The following is a 19,896-nucleotide window of genomic DNA, read 5'->3' as shown; positions in this document are numbered from 1 at the left end:
CGAATTGCATCCGTGGCTCCGACTTATGAGGCAGGGGGATCAGGGGGCCTTTGGGGAAGTTTATAATCGCATTAATGATCATATCTATCGGATGGTATATTTTTTAAGCAGAAATAAGGGAGAAGTCGAGGATATCGTAAATGAAGTGTATATTGCACTCTTTCAAGCACTGCCCACCTACGATTTCAACAAACCTTTTCGTGCATGGTTAAACGGTCTCATCCTTAGACAAACAAGTAATTGGAAACGGAAACTATGGAGAAAAATGAAACTAAACACCCGAAGTTGGATGGTGTATGCACAGCAGTCGCCTAAGCAACCGGAGGAGCTAGTGATTGAGGCGGAAAACGAGTATGAAATGCTCGTAAATGTGGATAAATTATCCTTAAAGCTTAGAGAAATAATTGTACTAAGGTATTACCAGAACAGTTCCTACGAGGAGATGGCTGAATGCTTGAACATTCCATTAGGAACTGTAAAATCACGCCATCACTTGGCCATCCGTCGTCTTCGGAAACTCATCGAAATCCACTCTGCGGGTGAGGAGGCATCAATCCGTGTTCAATAGCGATCAATTGGCCGAACAGTATAAGTCGAAAGCTATGGAAATACAGCCACCTGCTACTCATGAGGAGGTGATTAGGAGACTTTATGAAGCAGATCAGAGACGTAGAAATCATGGTGCACAACAGTTGAGGCCAGTGCTGCTTAAGATTGTATTAATACTCGGTGTTCTTACTATAATCTCTGGATTCACTAGCTACATTTGGTATCATTATGGCGATAATCGAGTGAGGTTTCAGTATACAAAGCCTCATCATTCTAGATATGACGAAGTACTATCTTCCCAAATCTATAATGACCTAAAGGATGTTAAAGCGAAGTTGGAGGTAGGGGAATCGGCAGTCGTATACTTACCGGAAATGGCCAAGTTATTCAACAAGAAAGATATGCTCACTGTAGTATCCAATCCTACTGTGGTTACTCAGTTAAAGAAATGGGAGACTGTACTAGCTCAAAATGTGAAAGAGTATAAGCTCCCCTCTTCTGGGTCGAACGACCTGAAATTTGTCGGAGGTCAGGAAGAACTGCCTTTCGGCGGCTTTGTGTCTGAGGAATCGTTTAGGTTTCTTCCGGAACTGAAAAGAGAATCGGAAACTGCTGAAGGAAAAGTTGTGTGGAAGAAGCAGGTCGGCAAGAAAGTGGAAGATGTATTCACTACGATCTATCACAATGAAAGGCAGGATGAAATTTATGTGAGTATGCAGTTAATTAAGCAAAAGACAGATTTTAAAATGATCTTAGGCGATATAGAGAGAGAAACAATAAATGTAAATAGAGCAGAGGTATACTATTTCAAAATTAAACCTTACTTTCTTAGCGAGTCGAACATGGTCCAGGATATTCAATGGATAGAAACGTATGCCGATTATACCCTTGTCTACAGCGTTGGAAGCAAATCGCCGACTCTTTCTAAGGAAGAACTCCTTGTTATTGTGAATGAGATGTTAGGATCTTAGGGATAATGATCTTAGGGATAAGTGGGCTCCTAAATGAAGTGCCCTTAAATTTCGCCCTTTGAATGTTATGCTGAACCTTATCATAAATAGCGGTTAAGCGGCGGGTAGCAGTCAGTGTTAGTTTAGTGATATAATTTAGTCAGAATAATGTCATTCGGAAAGGGTTTATAGTGAATGAATATCAAGCCCTCAACAACTATTCGACAAGATTATAATGGATTTTCAAAATATTGCCATGAAATTGATGAACCAGTGGTTTTAACACGCAATGGGGAAGCCGATCTAGTTGTTATGAGTCATGAAGCATATCGACGAATGGAGTCTCGTATCAAACTTCAATCTAAGCTTCTGATTGCGGAAAAGCAGATTGCCGAAGGTGCAGAATTAATCGATCATGATCAAGTAATGGAAAGAATGCGGAGGAAGATTGATGCCGCATTGTAGTTAGTCCGTATTTGGTCTTTTATCGGATCATGAACGATACGATAATTATCCATCGGATTTTGCATGGGCGTAGAGACTATCTTCGTGAGTTATTTGGCTCGTTCGAATAATCTAGGACAACCGCTCGATTGGAAGTGGTTTGCAGCAATAATTCGTTATTAAGACCTGTCTCTTATTGACAGGTCTTCTTTCGTTGTGTAGAATCCATAATGATAATGGTTATCATTATCAAATATGAGTTTGAAGAAGTGAAACAACAATTGGAGGTGGCGGAGAGTGTCCGAATCAATCATATCTGCTGATGACCCATCAGCGAGCGAGCTAAGCCTGGATGGGCTCTGGTTCAAATTCCGCAGCATCCGCTTGCTTCGGCATGATGGATTCCAGCCGCAGCTTTTGCAAGCTCATGCGTTGATTCTTGCCAATCAGGGCGAAGGAACGATTACGATTCATCTCGATACGCATCGTCTGCACGGAGATGCAGTGAGATTCATAGAGCCTGGGCAGACGATTGCCTTCAGCGAAAAGAAGGGAGAAGGGCTGGAGGTGTATCTGCTCTTGTTCGACCTTCACCGGGACGAGGGAGTCTCTAAGGAAGCTGCGCTGCCCAGCGAAATAGACATCTACGGCGATCACGCGCTGCATCAATTGTGCGAATCCTTAATGGAATGCAGCCGCAGCGAGCACATGATCGAGCGCTTCAAAGGTCAGAGCTTGTTCCTGGAGCTGCTGACCTGGATTCTGCTTCACAGACGTCATTGCGCAGCGAATGATTCGCGGACGGCTCTGGACCGAACGCTGAGCTACATAGGGGCGAACTATAAGGAAGTCATTACAATAGAGCAGCTTGCGAGAATGGCGGAAATCAGCCCGAAATATTATGTCAGCCTGTTCAAAAAAACGTATGGCAAAACGGCGATGGACTATGTGAAGGAGGTCAGGGTCAATCGCGCGAAGCGGCTGATGCTGCAGGAGGGCGCGCTGCTGAGGGATGTCGCCTATCAGGTGGGGTATCATGATGAGTTTTATTTTAGCCGGATATTCAAGAAAGAGGTTGGCGTGTCGCCGATGGCGTATATGAAAAACCGCAAGCAGAAGATTGTCGCTTACAGCGCTTCGGTGCTGGGGCAATTGCTGGCCTTGCATATGATGCCGTACGCCGCACCGATTCATCCGAAATGGACGTCCTATTATTACGCCAATTATCGGCATGATATTCCGCTGCATCTGAGCTGCTATCGCTTCAATCTGGACTGGGAGACGAATATAGACGCGCTCGAAGAGTCAGAGGAGCCGCTGGACTGCATTATTGCGACCGATCAATTGCAGCCGCCGGAGCGGGATCGCTTGTCGCAGCTGTCAGAGCTGCATGTGGTGCCGCTCTATTCGATGTGCTGGCGCGAGCAGCTCCGAGCCATCGCCGAGATTGTCCATGCGTCGGAAGAGGCGAGCACATGGCTGGAGCGTTATGATCGGCGGCTATGCCTTGTACGCGAGCGAATTCATGAGAGACTGAGAGAGGAGACTGTTCTAATTGTCAGTCTCTATCAAGATCAGCTCTATCTATTCCCGTCTAGCGGCATGCGGGATATGTTCGAGGAGCTGCAGCTTCAGCGTCCAGTGGGGAGCGAGACCTATGGGGCTAACCAGAGCGTCACGCCCGAGGAGCTCGCCGCGCTTGACGCGGATCATTTGCTGTTCAACATTCGCCAGGAATCGGTAACGCTGCACTATTGGGAGGAGCTGCGGACGAAGGAGGTTTGGCAGGATATGAAGGCGGTTCGCCGCAATCATGTGCATGCGATCTCATCCGATCCGTGGCGCGAATATTCGGCCTATGCGATGGAACGCATGCTGGAGCAGGCCTACGAGCGGCTATATGACAATCGTACATGAACATTTCCGACTATTGTCCATGTTCGGATGAGGTTATTCCTTTTATACTTTTATGAGAATGATTATCATTCGTATCGATAGAGAGGGGAAAGAAGAAGAATGAAGAAGTTAGCCATGCTTAGTATTACTGTAGTTATGTTGCTCGTGCTGGCGGCATGCGGCAACAACAATTCGGACAATGAAAACGGGGGAGCGACAACGGAGCCTACGAGCTCGACGGCTCCAACAGCATCGCCGACGGCATCCGCCGATCCAACGGAAGCGCCGGCAAGCAATGAGCCAAGAACGATTACCTACCTGGGTACTGAATATACGGTGCCGGCGACAGCGGAGAAGCTTGTTATTACCGGCTCCGTTGAATCGCTGGAGGATGCGCTGCTGCTGGATGTGAAACCGGCCGGCGCTCTGACGATCGGAGGCGTATTCCCTGAAGTCTTCGCGCCGATTACGGGCGAGTCGGAGATGGTCGGCGAGAAGTCGCAGCCGAATATGGAAGCGATTCTGAAGCTGAAGCCGGACGTCATTCTAATGAGCACGAAGTTCCCTGCGGAGACAATCGAGAAGATGAAGGAAATCGGTCCAACGATTCCGGTCTCCCACATCGCGACCGACTGGGAAGCGAACCTGGCTTTGCTTGGAGAATTAACAGGCAAGCAAGACAAGGTGCAAGAGGTGCTGGCGAAGTATAAGACGGACGCAGCCGCTCTGGAGGAGAAAATCGGCCCTGCGCTGAAGGATAAGAAGGTGCTTGCGATTCGCGTTCGCGCGGGCAATCTGTTCATCTATCCGGCGGATGTGTTCTTCAATCCGTCCCTTTATGAGGATCTCGGTGCAACAGTTCCTGCGGATGTCACGGCGGCGAAGGCGCAACAACAGATTACGCTTGAAAAATTGTCCGAAATGAATCCGGACTACCTGTTCGTACAGTTTGCCGAGGACGAGAACAAGGATACGCCGAAGGTGTTCGAGGAGCTTCAAGCGAATCCGATCTTCCAGGCGATCAATGCGTCCAAAGAAGGTCATGTGTACACGAATATTGTAGATCCTCTGCTTCAGGGCGGCACGGCGTACAGCAAAATTTCGTTCCTGGAAGCGATCAGCGCTTTGAACCTTGCAGGCGAATAGAGCGTACAAGGCTATGAAGAGAAGCGTTACGGCGCCAATGGCGATTCTGACGGCGGCACCCTTCGCGGTGCTGCTCGCAATGATCTTGTCAATCAGCTATGGAACGAAGGGAATTCCATACAGCACCATTGTGGATGCATTCCTTCACTTCGACGCGGGAAATGTGGATCATCAGATTATTGTGCATGCCAGACTGCCAAGGGCTGCCGGAGCATTGCTCGTCGGCGCCTTACTGGCGGTATCGGGCGCGCTTATGCAGGGGATGACCAGGAATTATCTGGCATCCCCTTCCATTATGGGCATCTCGGACGGTTCGGCCTTCGCCGTAACGCTCTGCATGGTGCTCTTTCCCTATGCGTCGATGATGACGATGATTTTCTCCTCCTTCGTCGGCTCCACGTTCAGCATTATTCTTGTTTTCGGCTTGGCGGCGCTCTTGCCCGGCGGGCTGTCGCCGGTGCGGCTGGCGATCCTGGGCACGCTGATCGGCACCTTCCTCAGCAGCGTGTCTTCGGCGATCGCCATGTATTTTCAAGTGTCGCAAAATATCTCCTTCTGGTACAATTCCAGGCTGCATCAGTTGAACCCGCAGCTGATCTGGCTGACGATTCCGTTCGCCGTCATCGGTCTGCTGCTGGCGCTTGGCATGTCGAAGTCGGTCACGATTCTCTCCCTGGGAGATGAAATCGCGGCTTCGCTCGGTCAGCGGACCGTCTATGTCAAGCTGCTTACAACTTTGAGCGTCGTGCTGCTGACAGGCATTTCGGTCGCGATCGCGGGCAAAATCGGATTTGTCGGCTTGCTGGTACCCCATATGACAAGGCTGCTGACGAGGAGCATGGATTACCGCTGGCTGGTGCCCTGCTCCGCCGTTATCGGCGGCGTGTTCCTGGCGTTATGCGATGTGCTCAGCCGGTTCTTGAACTATCCGTTCGAGATGCCGATCAGCGTCGTGACCGCGATTCTCGGCGTGCCGTTCTTCTTGTATCTGATTCGTTCAAGAGGAGGCGAGAGCAATAAATAGACATCGCAGATACGGCCTGGCTGTCGCTGTCAGCGCCGCGCTTATGTTGATTACAGTCTATATTTCGTTGACGAACGGCGTATTCGATATTTCCTTGAAGGATGTCGTGCATACACTGCTGCGAATTCATCCCGAGCATGACCATGATCTCGTTATTCTAAAATTCCGCCTGCCCCGCATCGTCATCGCGATTCTTGTCGGCATGGGCCTTGGCATGGCGGGCACGGTCGTACAGAGTCTGACCCGCAACAATCTCGCGGATCCGGGCATTCTCGGTATCAACGCGGGAGCGGGGATGGCGATGGTGGTTTTTCTTTATTTTTTCCAGGGGAAGGTGAAGGGCACCGGGCTTGCCGCTATCTTTGCGATGCCTGCCGTCGGGCTGGCGGGAGGGCTTGGGGCGGCTCTGCTTATTTATTTCTATGCGCGCAAAAATGGAAGAATCGAGTCACAGCGGCTGCTGCTGACGGGCATTGCGATGGCCTCCGGGCTGTCTGCCGTGACGGTGTTCCTGACGCTTCGGATGAGCGCGCAGGATTTCGAGATGGCGGCTGTGTGGGTGTCGGGCAGCATTTATAACGCGAACTGGAAGTATGTGCTGTCGATGCTGCCTTGGCTGGTTTTGCTGGCGCCGGTTATTTATATGCGGTCGCGGATTCTGGACCTCTTTCAACTGGCAGAGGATACTGCTCGCGGTCTGGGCGCATCGGTGGAGAAAGAACGGGCGATTCTGCTGCTGAGCGCAATCGGCATGGTCAGCGCTTGCGTCTCGGTGTCGGGCGGAATCGGCTTCATCGGCTTGATGGCGCCGCATATCGCAAGGCGGCTTGTCGGCTTCTCTCATCGGCAGCTGCTGCCGATGAGCGCCATGGTCGGCGCGCTGCTCGTCCTCATCTCGGATTTTATCGCGAAGTCGGCATTGGCTCCAATTGAGATTCCGGTCGGCATCGTCATCGCGATCATCGGAGTGCCTTATTTCGTATTGCTGCTCTATCGGGGCAGGAGGGCGTAGGAAGCAGGTTGAATGCGTGGCACGGAAGTCATGCGGAACACCTCGGGCCTCCTATAAGAACCTCCTTATTCATGCTCAATAGAACGAGTCTGGAGGTTCGCCCGTTCCTGGATGCAATCAATCTGACTATTGTCCATCTCAAGATTGGAATATCGTTCATGGTTTTGCAGGAGATGGTCTTTTATAATCGATAATGAGAATCGTTATCATATTTGGCGGCTGAGGTGGAAGAAAGGGCCAGCGGCTATCGCATGCGTACAGGTTTGAGGATGGCGTTGCTGACCAGCTTGCGACTCGAGGCTTGAAGTAGTGTTGGAAACCAGTGTTACTGGCTTGCCAGCGACATTGAAGCTTTAATAGAGTTGGAAACAAGCGCGATTTGCGCCTCAGGTATGCTGAGGACTGGAATGATAGGGGAAAACCAGCGTTACTGGGGACTCAGGTATGCTGAGGTCTGGAATGATATGGGAAAACAGCGTTATTAGCCTACCAGCAGTGTCGAAATGCTCGTTAGGCAGTTGCAGTGGAAATGTTGTTTGGAAACGCGACTTCAATTGAGGTTTTTTTCGGTGAAAGCGTACCTTCTATTGCGGGCCGTCAGTACAAGCGCGCAAGTTTGAGTTTTCGGGGGGAGGGCCATACAAGCGCGCAAGTTTGAGTTTTCGGGGGGAGGGCCATACAAGCGCACACGTTCGAGGATTCTAACGGACATTTTCGACCTTTAAAGCGGTATTTTGATGCAGAGAAAGCAAAAGTGGTGCTGTAAGCGTCGAAAATGTCCGTTAGCCTAGGAATTTAGCCAATTTTAGCTTCTAACGGTCGAAAATGTCCTTTAGCTCCTGTTGCTGGAAGCGAGAACAAGAATGAGGCGATATATTGGCGTCGTTTTTCTGGATGCGGGAATAAGAATGGCGCAGCTTTGGTGCTTTTTCAGGCGTGAGGATCAGGGTGAGTGCTGCATTAACGTTTTTTCAGACGTGAGGATTAGGATGAGCGCTATGGATTGGCGGTTTTTCAATAGAGAGGGGATTTTGACAAATGATGTATGGGGAAGCTTCAAAGCTATCCAAGGAAGAGGCGGCTCGCGAAGCGTTCACGATGCCGAATACCGAGCAGTTCTTGCTGCAGGCTCCGGGGAGGGAGAAGCCGTACCGGATTTATGTGGCAAAGCCGCTGCAGGCCGCGCCGCCCGAAGGCTTTCCCGTTATTTATTTGCTGGACGCAAACGCTGTGTTCGCCACGGCCGTGGAGGCGATGCGCGTGCAGTCTCGCGTAACGGAGAAAACGGGCGTGCATCCGGCAATTATCGTCGGAATCGGCTATCCGACGAATCAACCGTTCGATGCGTCGCGGTTCTACGACTTCACGATGCCGACACCGAAGGAGGTGCTGGACGCTCTTCCCGTCCGGAATAAGGAGCAGCCGCGTCCGGAGGTTGGAGGGGCGGACAACTTAAGAGCGTTTATCGAGACGGTGTTGAAGCCGCGCATTGCTCGCGATTATCCCATCCATTCGGGCAAGCAGACGATCTTCGGCCATTCGCTCGGCGGATTGTTCGTCCTGCAGACCCTATTCACTAAGCCGGAGAGCTTTCAATGCTATATCGCTGGCAGTCCCTCGATTCACTGGAACAAGGCGCTTATTCACGAGCAGGAGGAGGCATTTCGCGAGAAGCTGCCCGGACTTTTCCCCCCGGATGGAGCACCTGAATCGACTGAAGCGCCTCAATCTTCCGAAGTGGAGAAGCCGCTGAAGCTGTATATCACAACGGCGGAGGGGGAGCAGGGGCATCCAAGCGGCATGACAGCGCATGCGATAGAGCTGTTTGAACGTTTGTCGGCTTATCCGAAGGAGCAGCTTCGGGTTGCCTATCATGAGTTTGAAGGAGAGGGGCATGTGTCCGTGCTGCCGGCGCTCATTAATCGGATGCTGAGGTTTATTTGAGGATTGCGCACGAATGCGGGAGCTCTGGAGCTTGAAAGCTCTGGCATAGGAAAGATCTCGAGCTTAAATGTTCTGGAGCTTGGATTCTCCGCAACCTAAGAGCTCTGAGGCTCGAATGCTCAGGAGCTTGAATGCCTCATAACTTGGAAGCTCCAGAGTTTGAATGCCTTGGGGCTCAGATGTCTCGTAGCTGATTGCTCCAAAACCTCATTGCTCTGAAGCTTGGGTTCTCGCAATTTGAATGCTCTGAAGCCCGAATGCTCAGGAGCTTGAATACTTAGAAAACTGAATATTCTGGAAAATAAAAGTTTTAAATGAGGAATGAAGGGAGATGGCGGCAATGGACAAAGAGTTCGCGGGCAAGCTTGCGCTGGTGACAGGCGCGGCGCAAGGCATCGGCGCCGAGGTGGCGCGTTCGCTGTGCAGGCAAGGGGCGACGGTAGCGGCCATTGACAAGCAGCTCGAGCCGCTCGAGAGGATGTGCGCGGAGCTGAGGGCAGAGGGAGGCGGCGTGCACGCGGTCCAGCTAGACGTCAGTGATCATGCTGAAGTGGAGGTGATAGTCGCAAGGCTGGAGGAGGAACTTGGCCCGATAGCGATTCTCGTTCATGCGGCAGGCGTGCTGAAGCTTGGGGCGCTCGAAAGCTTTTCGGCGGCGGCATGGTCGGAGATCATGGCGGTGAATGCGGGCGGCGTGTTTCATCTCACTCGCGCTGTGAGCGCACGCATGATTCCGCGCCGAAGCGGGGTTGTTGTGACGGTCTCGTCGAATGCCGCATCCGTCCCGCGCGTCGACATGGGCGCTTATGCCGCGTCGAAGGCTGCGGCGACGATGCTGACGAAATGCTTCGGTCTGGAGCTCGCCCGGCATGGCATCCGCTGCAATATTGTATCGCCCGGCTCGACGGATACGCCGATGCTGCGAGATATGTGGCAGGATTCCCATGGGGCGGAGCTCATAATTGAAGGTTCTCTTGCCGCCTACAAGACGGGAATACCGCTCGGCAAGCTCGCAACGCCACAGGATATCGCAAGCGGCGTGCTCTTCCTGGCGTCGGAGCGCTCGGGGCATCTAACCATGCATGATTTGCGAATCGACGGCGGCGCGACGCTTGGCGTTTGATGCAATTGAATGGCACCGAAAGGTTGGTTCGCTCGCCATTCCCGCTGCTCAGTGCTCAGCTATGCCTAGCAGTTGCTTCACCATGCTGAACAGCGCCGCCATGTCGCGAATAGAATTGTCGCACTCGCCTGGAATAAACAAATGAATAAGAGCAGACTCCTTTATATGGAGACGCTCTTACCGAACGAGGAGGGAAAGCATGAATCCTATAGGACAGCTTAAGGAAGCAAGGGCCGCCGATTTAATTGAGGAATATCAGCCGGGCAATGCCTTCTTCTTCGCCACGCCGCGGGCGACATGGCTCGCGGAGGGCTCGCTTGCCGTGTTGCCGGATGCGTTCGGCGAAGGCGATCTGAGGTCGCTTCCCGAGCGGGCGTCTCGGCTGCTTGCCCATTTGAAGCAGAGCGGACAAAGCCGGCCCATGCTGGTCGGCGCCGTGCCGTTCGATCCGGGGCAGCCGTCCCGGCTCGTCGTGCCGCTTCGCGTGCGCAAGCTCGAGAAGCTGTCAATGTCGGCTCAAGAACCGATGCGAACCCCGATTCGAGGAGGATGCAGCATCGAAGCGTTCCCGTCGCCCGAAGAGTTCCTTGCTGGCGCTCGGGGGGCGATCGCCCGCATGCGTGCGGGCGAACTGGACAAGATCGTACTCTCCCGCACGCTGAGACTGACTTCGCCGCAGCCGATCGAGCTGCAGGCCTTGCTGCATAATCTGGCGCGGCACAATCCGCTCGGCTATACGTTCGCGGTTGATCTTCCGAAGCCGCTTCCTTACGCAGAGCCGGGAATGGGACAGCTGCGGGCTGCGCGGCGAGCGCAGACCTTGATTGGAGCGAGCCCGGAGCTGCTTGTCGCCAGGGAGGGCTGCGGGGTGTATGTCAATCCGCTTGCGGGCTCGACGCCGCGAAGCGAGGATGCGGCCGAGGATGCGAGACGGGCCGAAGCGCTGCTGGCCTCACCGAAGGATCTGCGCGAGCATGCGCTGGTTATCGAAGCCGTCGCAGAAGCTCTCAGGCCGTATTGCCGCCATCTCGATATCCCGGAGAAGCCTTCGCTCGCGCAGACGGCGACGATGTGGCATCTGTCCACGGAGATTAGGGGTGAGCTGATGAATCCCGCTATGACATCCTTGGAGCTGGCCGTAGCGCTGCATCCGACGCCGGCAATTTGCGGTTCGCCTACCGAGCTTGCAAGGGAAGCCATCGCGGAAATTGAGCCGTTCGACCGAGGCTACTATACGGGGCTGGTCGGATGGTGCGACGGGAATGGCGACGGAGAGTGGGCGATCGCGATTCGATGCGCCCTGGCGGAGGAGCGCTCCCTGCAGCTCTATGCGGGAGCCGGCGTTGTGGCGGAGTCGAGCGCGGAAGGGGAGCTTCGCGAGACATCGGCCAAGTTTCGTACAATGCTGCGAGCCATGGGGGTGAATGATGATGAGGCGTACTGAGCGTTTGCAGGGGAAGGAAGATATTTGGAAGACGGACTGTATGAATACGTATGCGATTGAAGGAGATAGACAGAATACCTCCAGTGTTAATAAGAATGCGAGGGAAAGAGAAAGACGGGATATGCACAGGGATAATGCGAATGCGAGGGAAGGTGGAAGATGTGGTGAAAATCTGGAAGTGCCGGCTGCTGCAACAGGGGACGAAACGGTGAATCAGCAAGAGCTTCGGAAGGCTTGTCCTTCCTGGCCGAGCGAGTTTGTTTCCAAATACCGGTTGATCGGTCTATGGGAAGGTCTGACGCTCGGCGATATGCTGGCCGAGCGTGCTAGCCGCTATGGCAGAACAATTGCCGCTGTCTGTGGCGAAGAGAGGCTGAGCTATGCGGAGCTGCATGAGCAGGCGAACCTGCTGGCGAAGGGGTTCTTGCGAATAGGGCTGCAGCAAACGGACCGCGTTGTCGTACAGATGACGAACCGCAATGAATTCCTGACAATCCTTTTCGCCTTGTTCCGAATCGGCGCTCTGCCCGTGTTCGCGCTGCCGCTGCATCGTCTTAGCGAAATTCGCTATCTCTGCGAATTCAGCGAAGCGAAGGCTTATGTAGTGCCGGATGCTGCAGCGGGCTTCGACTATCGCGAGCTGGCGAATGAAGTGCAGCGGCAGGTGCCGACGCTTGCCCATGTAGTTGTTGCCGGCGAGCCGGGAGCGTTCTTGTCGGTGAAGGAGCTGGCGGTCTTGGGGGCCGGAGAGGGAGAAGGCGATTGGCAGGAGCTCCCGACCGTGAAATCCAGCGACGTGGCGTTCCTGCAGCTATCGGGAGGCAGCACCGGACTGCCGAAGCTCATTCCGCGCACCCATGACGACTATATGTACAGCTTCCGTCGCAGCAATGAAATCTGCGGCGTGAGCGAGGAGAGCGTGTACCTGGCGGCGCTGCCCGCCGCCCATAACTTCCCGCTCAGCTCGCCGGGCGTGCTCGGGACGCTCTATGCCGGCGGCACCGTGGTGTTCGCCGCAAGCCCGAGTCCGGATGAGCTGTTCCCGCTTATTGCGAGGGAGCGGGTTACGATTACGGCGGCGGTTCCGCCGCTTGCGCTCGTCTGGCTGGAAGCGGCGGCGGCTCGCGAATGCGATCTTTCCTCCCTGCAAGTGCTGCAGGTGGGGGGAGCGAAGCTGAGTGCGGAGGCCGCGAGACGCATCGGGCCTGTGCTCGGCTGCAAGCTGCAGCAGGTGTACGGCATGGCCGAAGGCCTCGTCAATTACACCAGGCTGGATGATGACGAGGATACCGTCATTCACACCCAGGGCCGGCCGATGTCGGATTGGGACGAGATTCGCGTTGTTGACGAGGAGGATCGCGAGGTTGCTCCGGGGGAGGCGGGAGAGCTTCTAACGCGCGGGCCGTATACGATTCGCGGTTATTACAAGGCCGAGGCGCATAATGTCAAAGCCTTCACGACGGACGGCTTTTATCGAACGGGCGATATTGTGAAGGCCGATTCAAGGGGATATCTTGTCGTGGAAGGCAGAGCGAAGGACCAGATCAATCGGGGAGGGGACAAGATTGCGGCGGAAGAGGTTGAGAATCATCTGCTGTCGCATCCGGCCGTGTTCGATGCGGCGCTTGTGTCGATGCCGGACGCCTTCCTCGGCGAGCGCAGCTGCGCCTTTATTCGCCTGCGCGAAGGAAGCGAGGCGTCCGCTTCCGAGCTGAAGACGCATTTGCGCGGACGAGGACTCTCTCCCTACAAAATCCCCGACCGCTTCCAATTCGTCGACGCCTTCCCGCTTACGAATGTCGGCAAGGTGAGCAAAAAAGCGCTGCGCGAGAGCTTTATTTCGAGTAAGCCTGCTCCCGCCGGAGCTAATCTATAGCTGTTTTTTTGAAAAAGTTGCAGGGGCTGGCGGTTCTATCCCAACAAAACGTGCTTATCGAACTTGGAGCGAAGCATCATCCATCTAACGGAATAGGGCGCGCTTATTCAGCTTCCTGTAAGGAAATTCAGAACATTGAATAGAAAGAAGGAACTTATGATGGCATTGCCAACGATTCAATCCTATACCATACCGACAGGGGATCAGCTCCCGGACAATCGCGCGACATGGACGCTCGATTCGAAACGGGCCGTATTGCTCGTGCATGATATGCAGCAATATTTCCTGAATGCATTCGACCAGGAGCAATCGCCCGTTCCGGAGCTGCTGGCGAATATCGGGGAGCTGCTGCGCCATTGTCGCAAGCTTGGCATTCCTGTCATCTATACAGCTCAGCCCGGCGAGCAGTCGCCTGAGCAGCGCGGACTCCTGAGGGATTTCTGGGGGGAGGGCATCAACAAGGCGCCTCACTTGAAGCCAATCGTGACGGAGCTAGCTCCAGAGACGGGAGATATCTCACTTGAAAAATGGCGCTACAGCGGCTTTCGCCGTACGAATCTCTCCGAGCTAATGCAAGAGCGGGGGCGCGATCAGCTTATCGTAACCGGTATCTATGCGCATATTGGCTGTCTGATGACCGCCTGCGAAGCGTTTATGCAGGATATACAGGCATTCTTGATCGCGGATGCCGTTGCCGACTTCTCCTTGGACGAGCATCTGATGGCCCTCAACTATGCCGCGAAGCGCTGTGCGGTGACGATGACCGCGCAGCAAGCGATTGAGCAGCTTGGTTTGTGGACGGCGGAGGCTTCCGCGTTCTCTGTCAGTCGGCTGCGAGAGCAAGTAGCGGCGCTGCTCGATACAGAGCCTCGGAGCCTGGAGGATCAGGATGATCTCATCGAGGAGCATGGACTGGATTCGATCCGGCTTATGAGTCTCGTCGAGACATGGCGGCGCGAAGGCGCTGAGAGCAGCTTCGCTGAGCTTGCGGAGCGTCCGACCTTAAAGGAGTGGAGCGAGCTGCTTGGCAGCCGGGCGAATGCAAAGTCAGAGTGGAAAGTCGAGGTGCCAAATTTGGATTATGATGCGTAGAACGGAAGAGAACGGAGGGGAGGAGTTATGATGCAAACAACCAAGGCAACAAAGGCAATAGAGAAGGCGAATGTCGCGGAACGAGCGGGAAGCGAAGAGAGGGCAGTGAAGGCAGAACAAGCGAAATTGGCGGAAGCTTCCTATCCGAGAGAGACAACTGTTGAAATGGAGTTTAATGCGGGGCTGGAAAAGAAAGACTGCGTGGCGGAAATGAATGCGCAAACGCCGGCTCGACGCGCATTGTCAGGCGCTCAGGAGGGCATATGGTATGCCTCGAGGCTCGATCAGGGCAATCCGCTCTATAACACAGGCGAGTATGTGGATATTCAAGGCCCGTTGAATAGGGCAGTTTTCGAAGCCGCGCTGCGAACGGCTATCGGCGAAGCGGATGCGCTGCATGCGCAATTCGGCGAGGATCATGACGGTCCTTGGCAGGAACTGCAGTCAAATCATGACTGGAAGCTGCATGTTTTTGATTGGAGCGACAGGGAGGAGGCTTCGGCGCTCGAGCAAGCGCAGGCATGGATGGCTGAAGATATGGCGAAGCCGTGCAATCTGACGTCAGGCGAGCTGTTCAGACAGGCGCTCTTTCAACTTAAGCCGAACCGATTTCTTTGGTATCAATGCATTCATCATATTGCTATAGACGGCTATGGATTCTCCCTCTTGGCGAAACGCGTGGCGGACGTCTATACCGCGATGATGTCGGGTCAATCCCATGATGAGGGCAGATTCGGCGCATGGGAACGCGTCCTGGATGAAGACGAGCGTTATCGCTCGTCTGACCGGGCGGTTGCCGATCGCGAGTTCTGGCTGAGCAGGTTCAGCGATGATCCGGATGCGGTCAGCCTGGCCGAACGCTCAGCGAGAAGCGCGAGCAGCTTCATCAGACAGCGGGGCTTGCTGTCGGTCTCCGACATGACCGCCTTGCAGCAATCCGCCGGTCGGCAAGGCGCGGTGTGGTCGGATCTTGTGCTCGCCGCAGCGGCAATCTACCTGCATCGATTGACAGGAGCGTCGACCGTCATCCTGGGTCTGCCTATGATGGGCCGGTTAGGCTCCGCGTCGATCAATACGCCGGCGATGGTGATGAATATCGTGCCTCTTCGTCTCCGGGTTAGGCCGGGTATGCCTCTATCCGAGCTGACGCGTCAGATTGCCCGGGAGATTCGGGCGGTCCGTAAGCATCAAGGCTTCCGGCATGAAGCGCTGCGGCGGGATTTGAAGCGAATCGGGGATTCGCGCCGATTGTTCGGTCCGATGATTAATATCATGCCGTTCGATCGCGAGCTGAGCTTCCATGGCGGGCTCGGCACGAAGCATAATTTATCCGCGGGTCCTGTTGACGATTTGGCGATTAATATGCTTCCTGAGCCAGATGGGGACGGCTTTCTGATCGAGCTGGACGGCAATCCCGAGCTTTATGCGAGGGAAGAGCTACTTGCGCATCACCGCAGATTTGTCGCCCTTCTGAAGCGCATCTCAATGGCGGCTCCATTCGAGCCAATCTCAGGGCTCGAGCTGCTCGGCGATGAGGAGAGAGAGAATGCGCTTACGCGCTGGAATGATACAGCGAGAGCGGTTCCGCAGGCACGAGCTATCGAGCTGTTCGAGGAGCAGGCTGAGCGGAGCGCGGAGCAGATGGCCGTCCAGCACGAAGACAGCGCATTCACCTACGCCGAGCTTAACGCTCGGGCGAATCAGTTGGCGAGGCTGCTCGTCGCACGCGGCGCAGGTCCGGGGCGCATCATCGCCATTGCGATGCCTCGTTGTCTGGATCTGATCGTTTGCATGCTTGCCGTCCATAAGACGGGAGCGGCGTACTTGCCGATCGATATCGACTTTCCAAGCGATCGCATCGCTTACATGCTGGGGGACGCGCAGGCGCTTTGCGTGCTAACCACGACAGGCGCGGCGGCTGCGCTGTCGACTCGTCCTGCTTCCTCGCAGCCTGACAGCTGCTTGACGGAATCGCAGCATGCGCAAGCTGACATGGCCGACATCTATCTTCTATTAGACAGCGAACAGCTTGAACGGGAGAGAGGAGGATTCGCGAGCCATAATCTAACGGCCGAAGAGAGGCTAAGCGCTCCGAGGTCGAGCGATCCGGCTTATATTCTGTATACCTCGGGCTCGACAGGCAAGCCGAAGGGCGTTGTTATTCCTTCTTCCGCCCTCACGAATTTCCTCCTGTCCATGGGCGATCAGTTCGCGTTGAGCGTGCGGGACCGGCTGCTTTCCGTGACAACCGTATCCTTCGATATTTCTATTCTGGAAATATTCATGCCGCTCCTGAGCGGCGCAGCGCTCATTCTCGCGGATAAGCGCATCATTCAGGATCCGGCGACGTTATCGAAGCTGATTCGGAGCTGCGGCGCGACGCTCATGCAGGCCACTCCTTCGCTTTGGCAAGCGATGACGGAGCAAGAACCGGGAGCCTTGAGCCAGGTGCGGATACTGGTTGGGGGCGAAGCGCTCTCTGGCGGATTACTTCGCGAGCTGCTGAAATGGAGCGGCGAGGTGACGAATTTGTACGGGCCTACAGAGACGACGATCTGGTCTACGAGCATTCGGTATCAGGACGGATCAGATAGGGATGATGACTCCGTTCGCAGCTCTGTCAGCGGGCAACCCGCTGCACAAAGGCAAACCGCTGCACAGGGGCAACCCGCCAAACCGTCCATCGGCAAACCGATCTGGAATACGCAGCTCTATATTCTCGACAGCGGACTGCAGCCGGTTCCGCCGGGCGTGACCGGCGACTTGTACATTGCCGGTGACGGTCTGGCGCTGGGCTACTGGAGGAAGGCCGCTCTTACCGCGGAGAGATTCACGGCGAATCCATACGGCCCTCCGGGCTCTCGCATGTACCGCACCGGCGATATGGCGCGCTGGCTGCAGGATGGAACGGTGGATTATTGCGGGCGCTCCGACCATCAAATCAAAATTCGGGGCTTCCGCATCGAAATTCCGGAGATCGAGGCCATTCTCGCGAGCTTCCCCGGAGTATCCGCCGGCGCCGTTGTCGTCCGCGAGGATCAGCCCGGCGACAAGCGGCTGGTTGCATACGCCGTGGCAGAGGCTGCGGATGCGTCTGCGCTGCGCGAGCATCTGGCAGCCGGATTGCCGGACTATATGCGGGCCTCCGCTATTGTTTTCCTGGATCAAATGCCGCTTACGCCGAACGGCAAGCTGGATCGGAGGATGCTTCCTGCGCCCGACTATCGGTCCGGCTCCAGAGCCGGCTTCGGCAGCCGAACGGCGCGAACGCCGCAGGAGGAGATGCTCTGCGAGCTGTTCGCCGAGCTGCTGGATGTGCCGAGGGTTGGCATCGACGACGATTTCTTCGAGCTGGGCGGCCATTCGCTGCTCGCCGGACGTCTTATGAGCCGCATTCGCGACGGCTTGCAGGCGGAGCTGTCCATAGCAAGTCTGTTCGAGTCGCCGACGCCTGCGGGCATTGCGAGACTGATCGATCAGGCGGCTGAGGTCAGACCGGCGATTCGCAGGGCAAGGCGTCCAGCCGTCATTCCGCTATCCTTCGCGCAGCGCAGGCTTTGGTTCCTGCATCGGCTGGAGGGGCCTAGTCCGACCTATAACATTCCGCTTGTCGTGCGACTTAAGGGGCCGCTGGATTCCGCCGCTCTTGAGTCGGTCTTGAGGGATATCGTTGAACGCCATGAATCGCTGCGAACGCTCTTTCCGGAGCAGGGCGGCTTGCCGCATCAGCAGGTGCTGGAAGGAAATTCCGTGGATTTCCGGCTTCATACCGCATCGCTTCGCAGGGAGGAGCTGTCCGATGCGCTGGCGCAAGCGGCGCGCTACAGCTTCGATCTGTCGCGAGAGCTGTGCTTTCGGGCGCATTTGTTCACGATTCGGGAGGCGTCTGCTCCTGCTGCAACAAGCCCAGATGCAATAAGCCCAGATGCAATAAGCCCAGATGGGACAACGACAGGTGCAACAAGCCCAGATGCATCGTCTCCAGCGAGCTTGAATGCGATTAACTCGAAAGTCTCCGCATCTCTGCAATCGATAGATGCGATCAACGGGGAGCGGCTGATGCGCGGCGATGAGCCAGAACAAGAGTATGCTCTGCTGTTGAACCTGCATCATATTGTCGGAGACGGCTGGTCGCTAAGCGGTCTGACCCGTGATTTGAGCGAGGCTTATTCGGCGAGAGCGCGGGGAACGGAGCCCCGATGGGAGCCGCTTGCTCTGCACTATGCGGATTACGCGCTGTGGCAGGAGAAGCTGCTAGGCGACGAGGGAGACTCCGATAGTCTGATCGCCAGGCAGATTGCCTTCTGGAGGGAGCGATTGAGCGATCTGCCTCATCAGTTGGAGCTTCCAACGGACTTCCCTCGTCCCGCTGAATCGACGCATTACGGAGAGACGTACGCCTTTCGCATTCCTACTGAGCTGCATGAGCGCTTGCTAACGCTGGCGAGAGAGACGCGCAGCAGCTTGTTCATGGTCGTGCAGGCGGGACTGGCGGCCTTGTTCACGCGACTTGGCGCAGGAGCTGATATTCCGCTCGGAAGTCCGGTCGCCGGACGGAACGACGATGCGCTCGGCGATATGGTCGGTTTGTTTATCAATACGATTATTTTGCGCACAGACACCTCGGGCGAGCCTGGCTTCCGCGAGCTGCTAGGGCGGGTGAGAAGCTCCAACCTCTCCGCCTATGACCACCAGGATGTGCCGTTCGAGCGATTGGTGGAGATCTTGAATCCGCCGCGCTCCCGGTCAAGGCATCCTTTGTTTCAGGTCATGCTCGCTTTCCAAAATACACCCGAGCCCGGCATTTCTATCGAAGGCGTCGATGCCGAGCTGCGACTGGATACCGTCGGCCGGGCTAAATTCGATCTGACAATTGAATGCCGGGAACGAAGCCATGCGGACGGTTCACTTGACGGCATCGACGCATGGATCGAATACAGCACGGATCTATTCGAGCGTTCCTCAATCGAGAAGCTGGCCGAGCGATGGCAGCTGCTGCTCGCGCAGGGCTGCGAGGAGCCCGATAAGCCGTTTACCCGGTTCGAATTGCTGACCGACTCTGAGAGAACAGCTTTCTCCAGGAGGTTGGGAAGAGGAGGAACAGGAATATCGGCTGTTGCAGCAGAGGCGGCGATGAGTGCGGCGAATGCTGCGCCCAAAGCTGCTCTCGATGCCGCAGCTGCGTCAGCGCCCGACACAGCGTCCGAAGCAGCGCCTGAAACAGCGCCCGAAGCAGCGCCCGACACAGCATCCGAAGCAGCGCCCGAAATAGCGCTCGAAACAGCATCCGAAACAACGATCCAAGCAGCGCTCGGAGCATCAGGCGAAGCTTTATCGGCAGCGCCTGATGCCCATCGTACAGTAGCAGTAGCTCCCGCGCATCCCTGGTCGGGACG

13 protein-coding genes and 3 pseudogenes are annotated in these 19,896 nt (G+C 55.3%); all 16 read left to right on the top strand.

Features of this window, described 5'->3' with window-relative positions; all coding sequences use genetic code 11:
* The first annotated feature begins 25 nt into the window (after positions 1-25).
* Positions 26-568 carry a sigma-70 family RNA polymerase sigma factor gene (locus tag HFP08_RS14295; RefSeq protein WP_168121260.1) on the top strand — a complete coding sequence of 181 codons (543 nt, stop codon included), beginning with the start codon at positions 26-28 and terminating at the stop codon, positions 566-568.
* Complete coding sequence (locus HFP08_RS14290) at positions 558-1,520, top strand: hypothetical protein (RefSeq protein ID WP_168121259.1); 963 nt, start codon at positions 558-560, stop codon at positions 1,518-1,520. The genes HFP08_RS14295 and HFP08_RS14290 overlap by 11 nt, the downstream gene beginning before the upstream one ends.
* A 174-nt stretch (positions 1,521-1,694) precedes the next feature.
* A complete protein-coding gene (locus HFP08_RS14285; protein ID WP_168121258.1) occupies positions 1,695-1,964 on the top strand; it encodes a type II toxin-antitoxin system Phd/YefM family antitoxin in 270 nt (89 codons plus the stop codon).
* 29 nt (positions 1,965-1,993) lie between these two features.
* Positions 1,994-2,074 (top strand): hypothetical protein, encoded by an 81-nt coding sequence (locus HFP08_RS29730; RefSeq protein WP_481856574.1) that lies wholly within the window; start codon positions 1,994-1,996, stop codon positions 2,072-2,074.
* Positions 2,075-2,240: 166 nt separating this feature from the next.
* Complete coding sequence (locus HFP08_RS14275; protein ID WP_240941392.1) at positions 2,241-3,860, top strand: AraC family transcriptional regulator; 1,620 nt, start codon at positions 2,241-2,243, stop codon at positions 3,858-3,860.
* A gap of 99 nt (positions 3,861-3,959) precedes the next feature.
* The gene (locus tag HFP08_RS14270) at positions 3,960-4,985 is read left to right on the top strand and encodes an ABC transporter substrate-binding protein (RefSeq protein WP_168121257.1); all 1,026 of its coding nucleotides are present in this window, start codon (positions 3,960-3,962) and stop codon (positions 4,983-4,985) included.
* Positions 4,986-4,998: 13 nt separating this feature from the next.
* The gene (locus tag HFP08_RS14265; RefSeq protein WP_168121256.1) at positions 4,999-6,009 is read left to right on the top strand and encodes a FecCD family ABC transporter permease; all 1,011 of its coding nucleotides are present in this window, start codon (positions 4,999-5,001) and stop codon (positions 6,007-6,009) included.
* Positions 6,010-6,052: 43 nt separating this feature from the next.
* Positions 6,053-7,021 carry a FecCD family ABC transporter permease gene (locus tag HFP08_RS14260; RefSeq protein ID WP_168121255.1) on the top strand — a complete coding sequence of 323 codons (969 nt, stop codon included), beginning with the start codon at positions 6,053-6,055 and terminating at the stop codon, positions 7,019-7,021.
* A 1,041-nt stretch (positions 7,022-8,062) separates the two neighbouring features.
* A complete protein-coding gene (locus HFP08_RS14255) occupies positions 8,063-8,965 on the top strand; it encodes an alpha/beta hydrolase (protein WP_168121309.1) in 903 nt (300 codons plus the stop codon).
* Positions 8,966-9,305: 340 nt separating this feature from the next.
* Positions 9,306-10,088, top strand: a complete 783-nt coding sequence (locus HFP08_RS14250) for a 2,3-dihydro-2,3-dihydroxybenzoate dehydrogenase (protein WP_168121254.1) — start codon at positions 9,306-9,308, stop codon at positions 10,086-10,088.
* Positions 10,089-10,287: 199 nt separating this feature from the next.
* On the top strand, positions 10,288-11,532 hold the full coding sequence (dhbC, locus tag HFP08_RS14245) for an isochorismate synthase DhbC (protein WP_168121253.1): 1,245 nt from the start codon (positions 10,288-10,290) through the stop codon (positions 11,530-11,532).
* Positions 11,533-11,572: 40 nt separating this feature from the next.
* Positions 11,573-13,408, top strand: coding sequence for a (2,3-dihydroxybenzoyl)adenylate synthase (locus tag HFP08_RS14240; protein WP_240941391.1), 1,836 nt, complete (start codon positions 11,573-11,575; stop codon positions 13,406-13,408).
* A 159-nt stretch (positions 13,409-13,567) separates the two neighbouring features.
* Positions 13,568-14,500 carry an isochorismatase family protein gene (locus HFP08_RS14235; RefSeq protein WP_168121307.1) on the top strand — a complete coding sequence of 311 codons (933 nt, stop codon included), beginning with the start codon at positions 13,568-13,570 and terminating at the stop codon, positions 14,498-14,500.
* A 27-nt stretch (positions 14,501-14,527) separates the two neighbouring features.
* A pseudogene (locus HFP08_RS29725) lies at positions 14,528-16,033 on the top strand (condensation domain-containing protein); the annotation flags it as partial.
* Positions 16,007-18,376, top strand: a pseudogene (locus HFP08_RS29720) (non-ribosomal peptide synthetase); the annotation flags it as partial. The pseudogenes HFP08_RS29725 and HFP08_RS29720, both read left to right, overlap by 27 nt.
* A 207-nt stretch (positions 18,377-18,583) precedes the next feature.
* Positions 18,584-19,567, top strand: a pseudogene (locus HFP08_RS29715) (condensation domain-containing protein); the annotation flags it as partial.
* Positions 19,568-19,896 lie beyond the last annotated feature (329 nt).

Origin of the sequence: Paenibacillus sp. HB172176, assembly GCF_011947265.1 — a bacterium.
Taxonomy (GTDB): domain Bacteria; phylum Bacillota; class Bacilli; order Paenibacillales; family Paenibacillaceae; genus Pristimantibacillus.
Note: the sequence above shows the minus strand (reverse complement) of the source record. Positions and strands in the feature narration are given on the sequence as shown.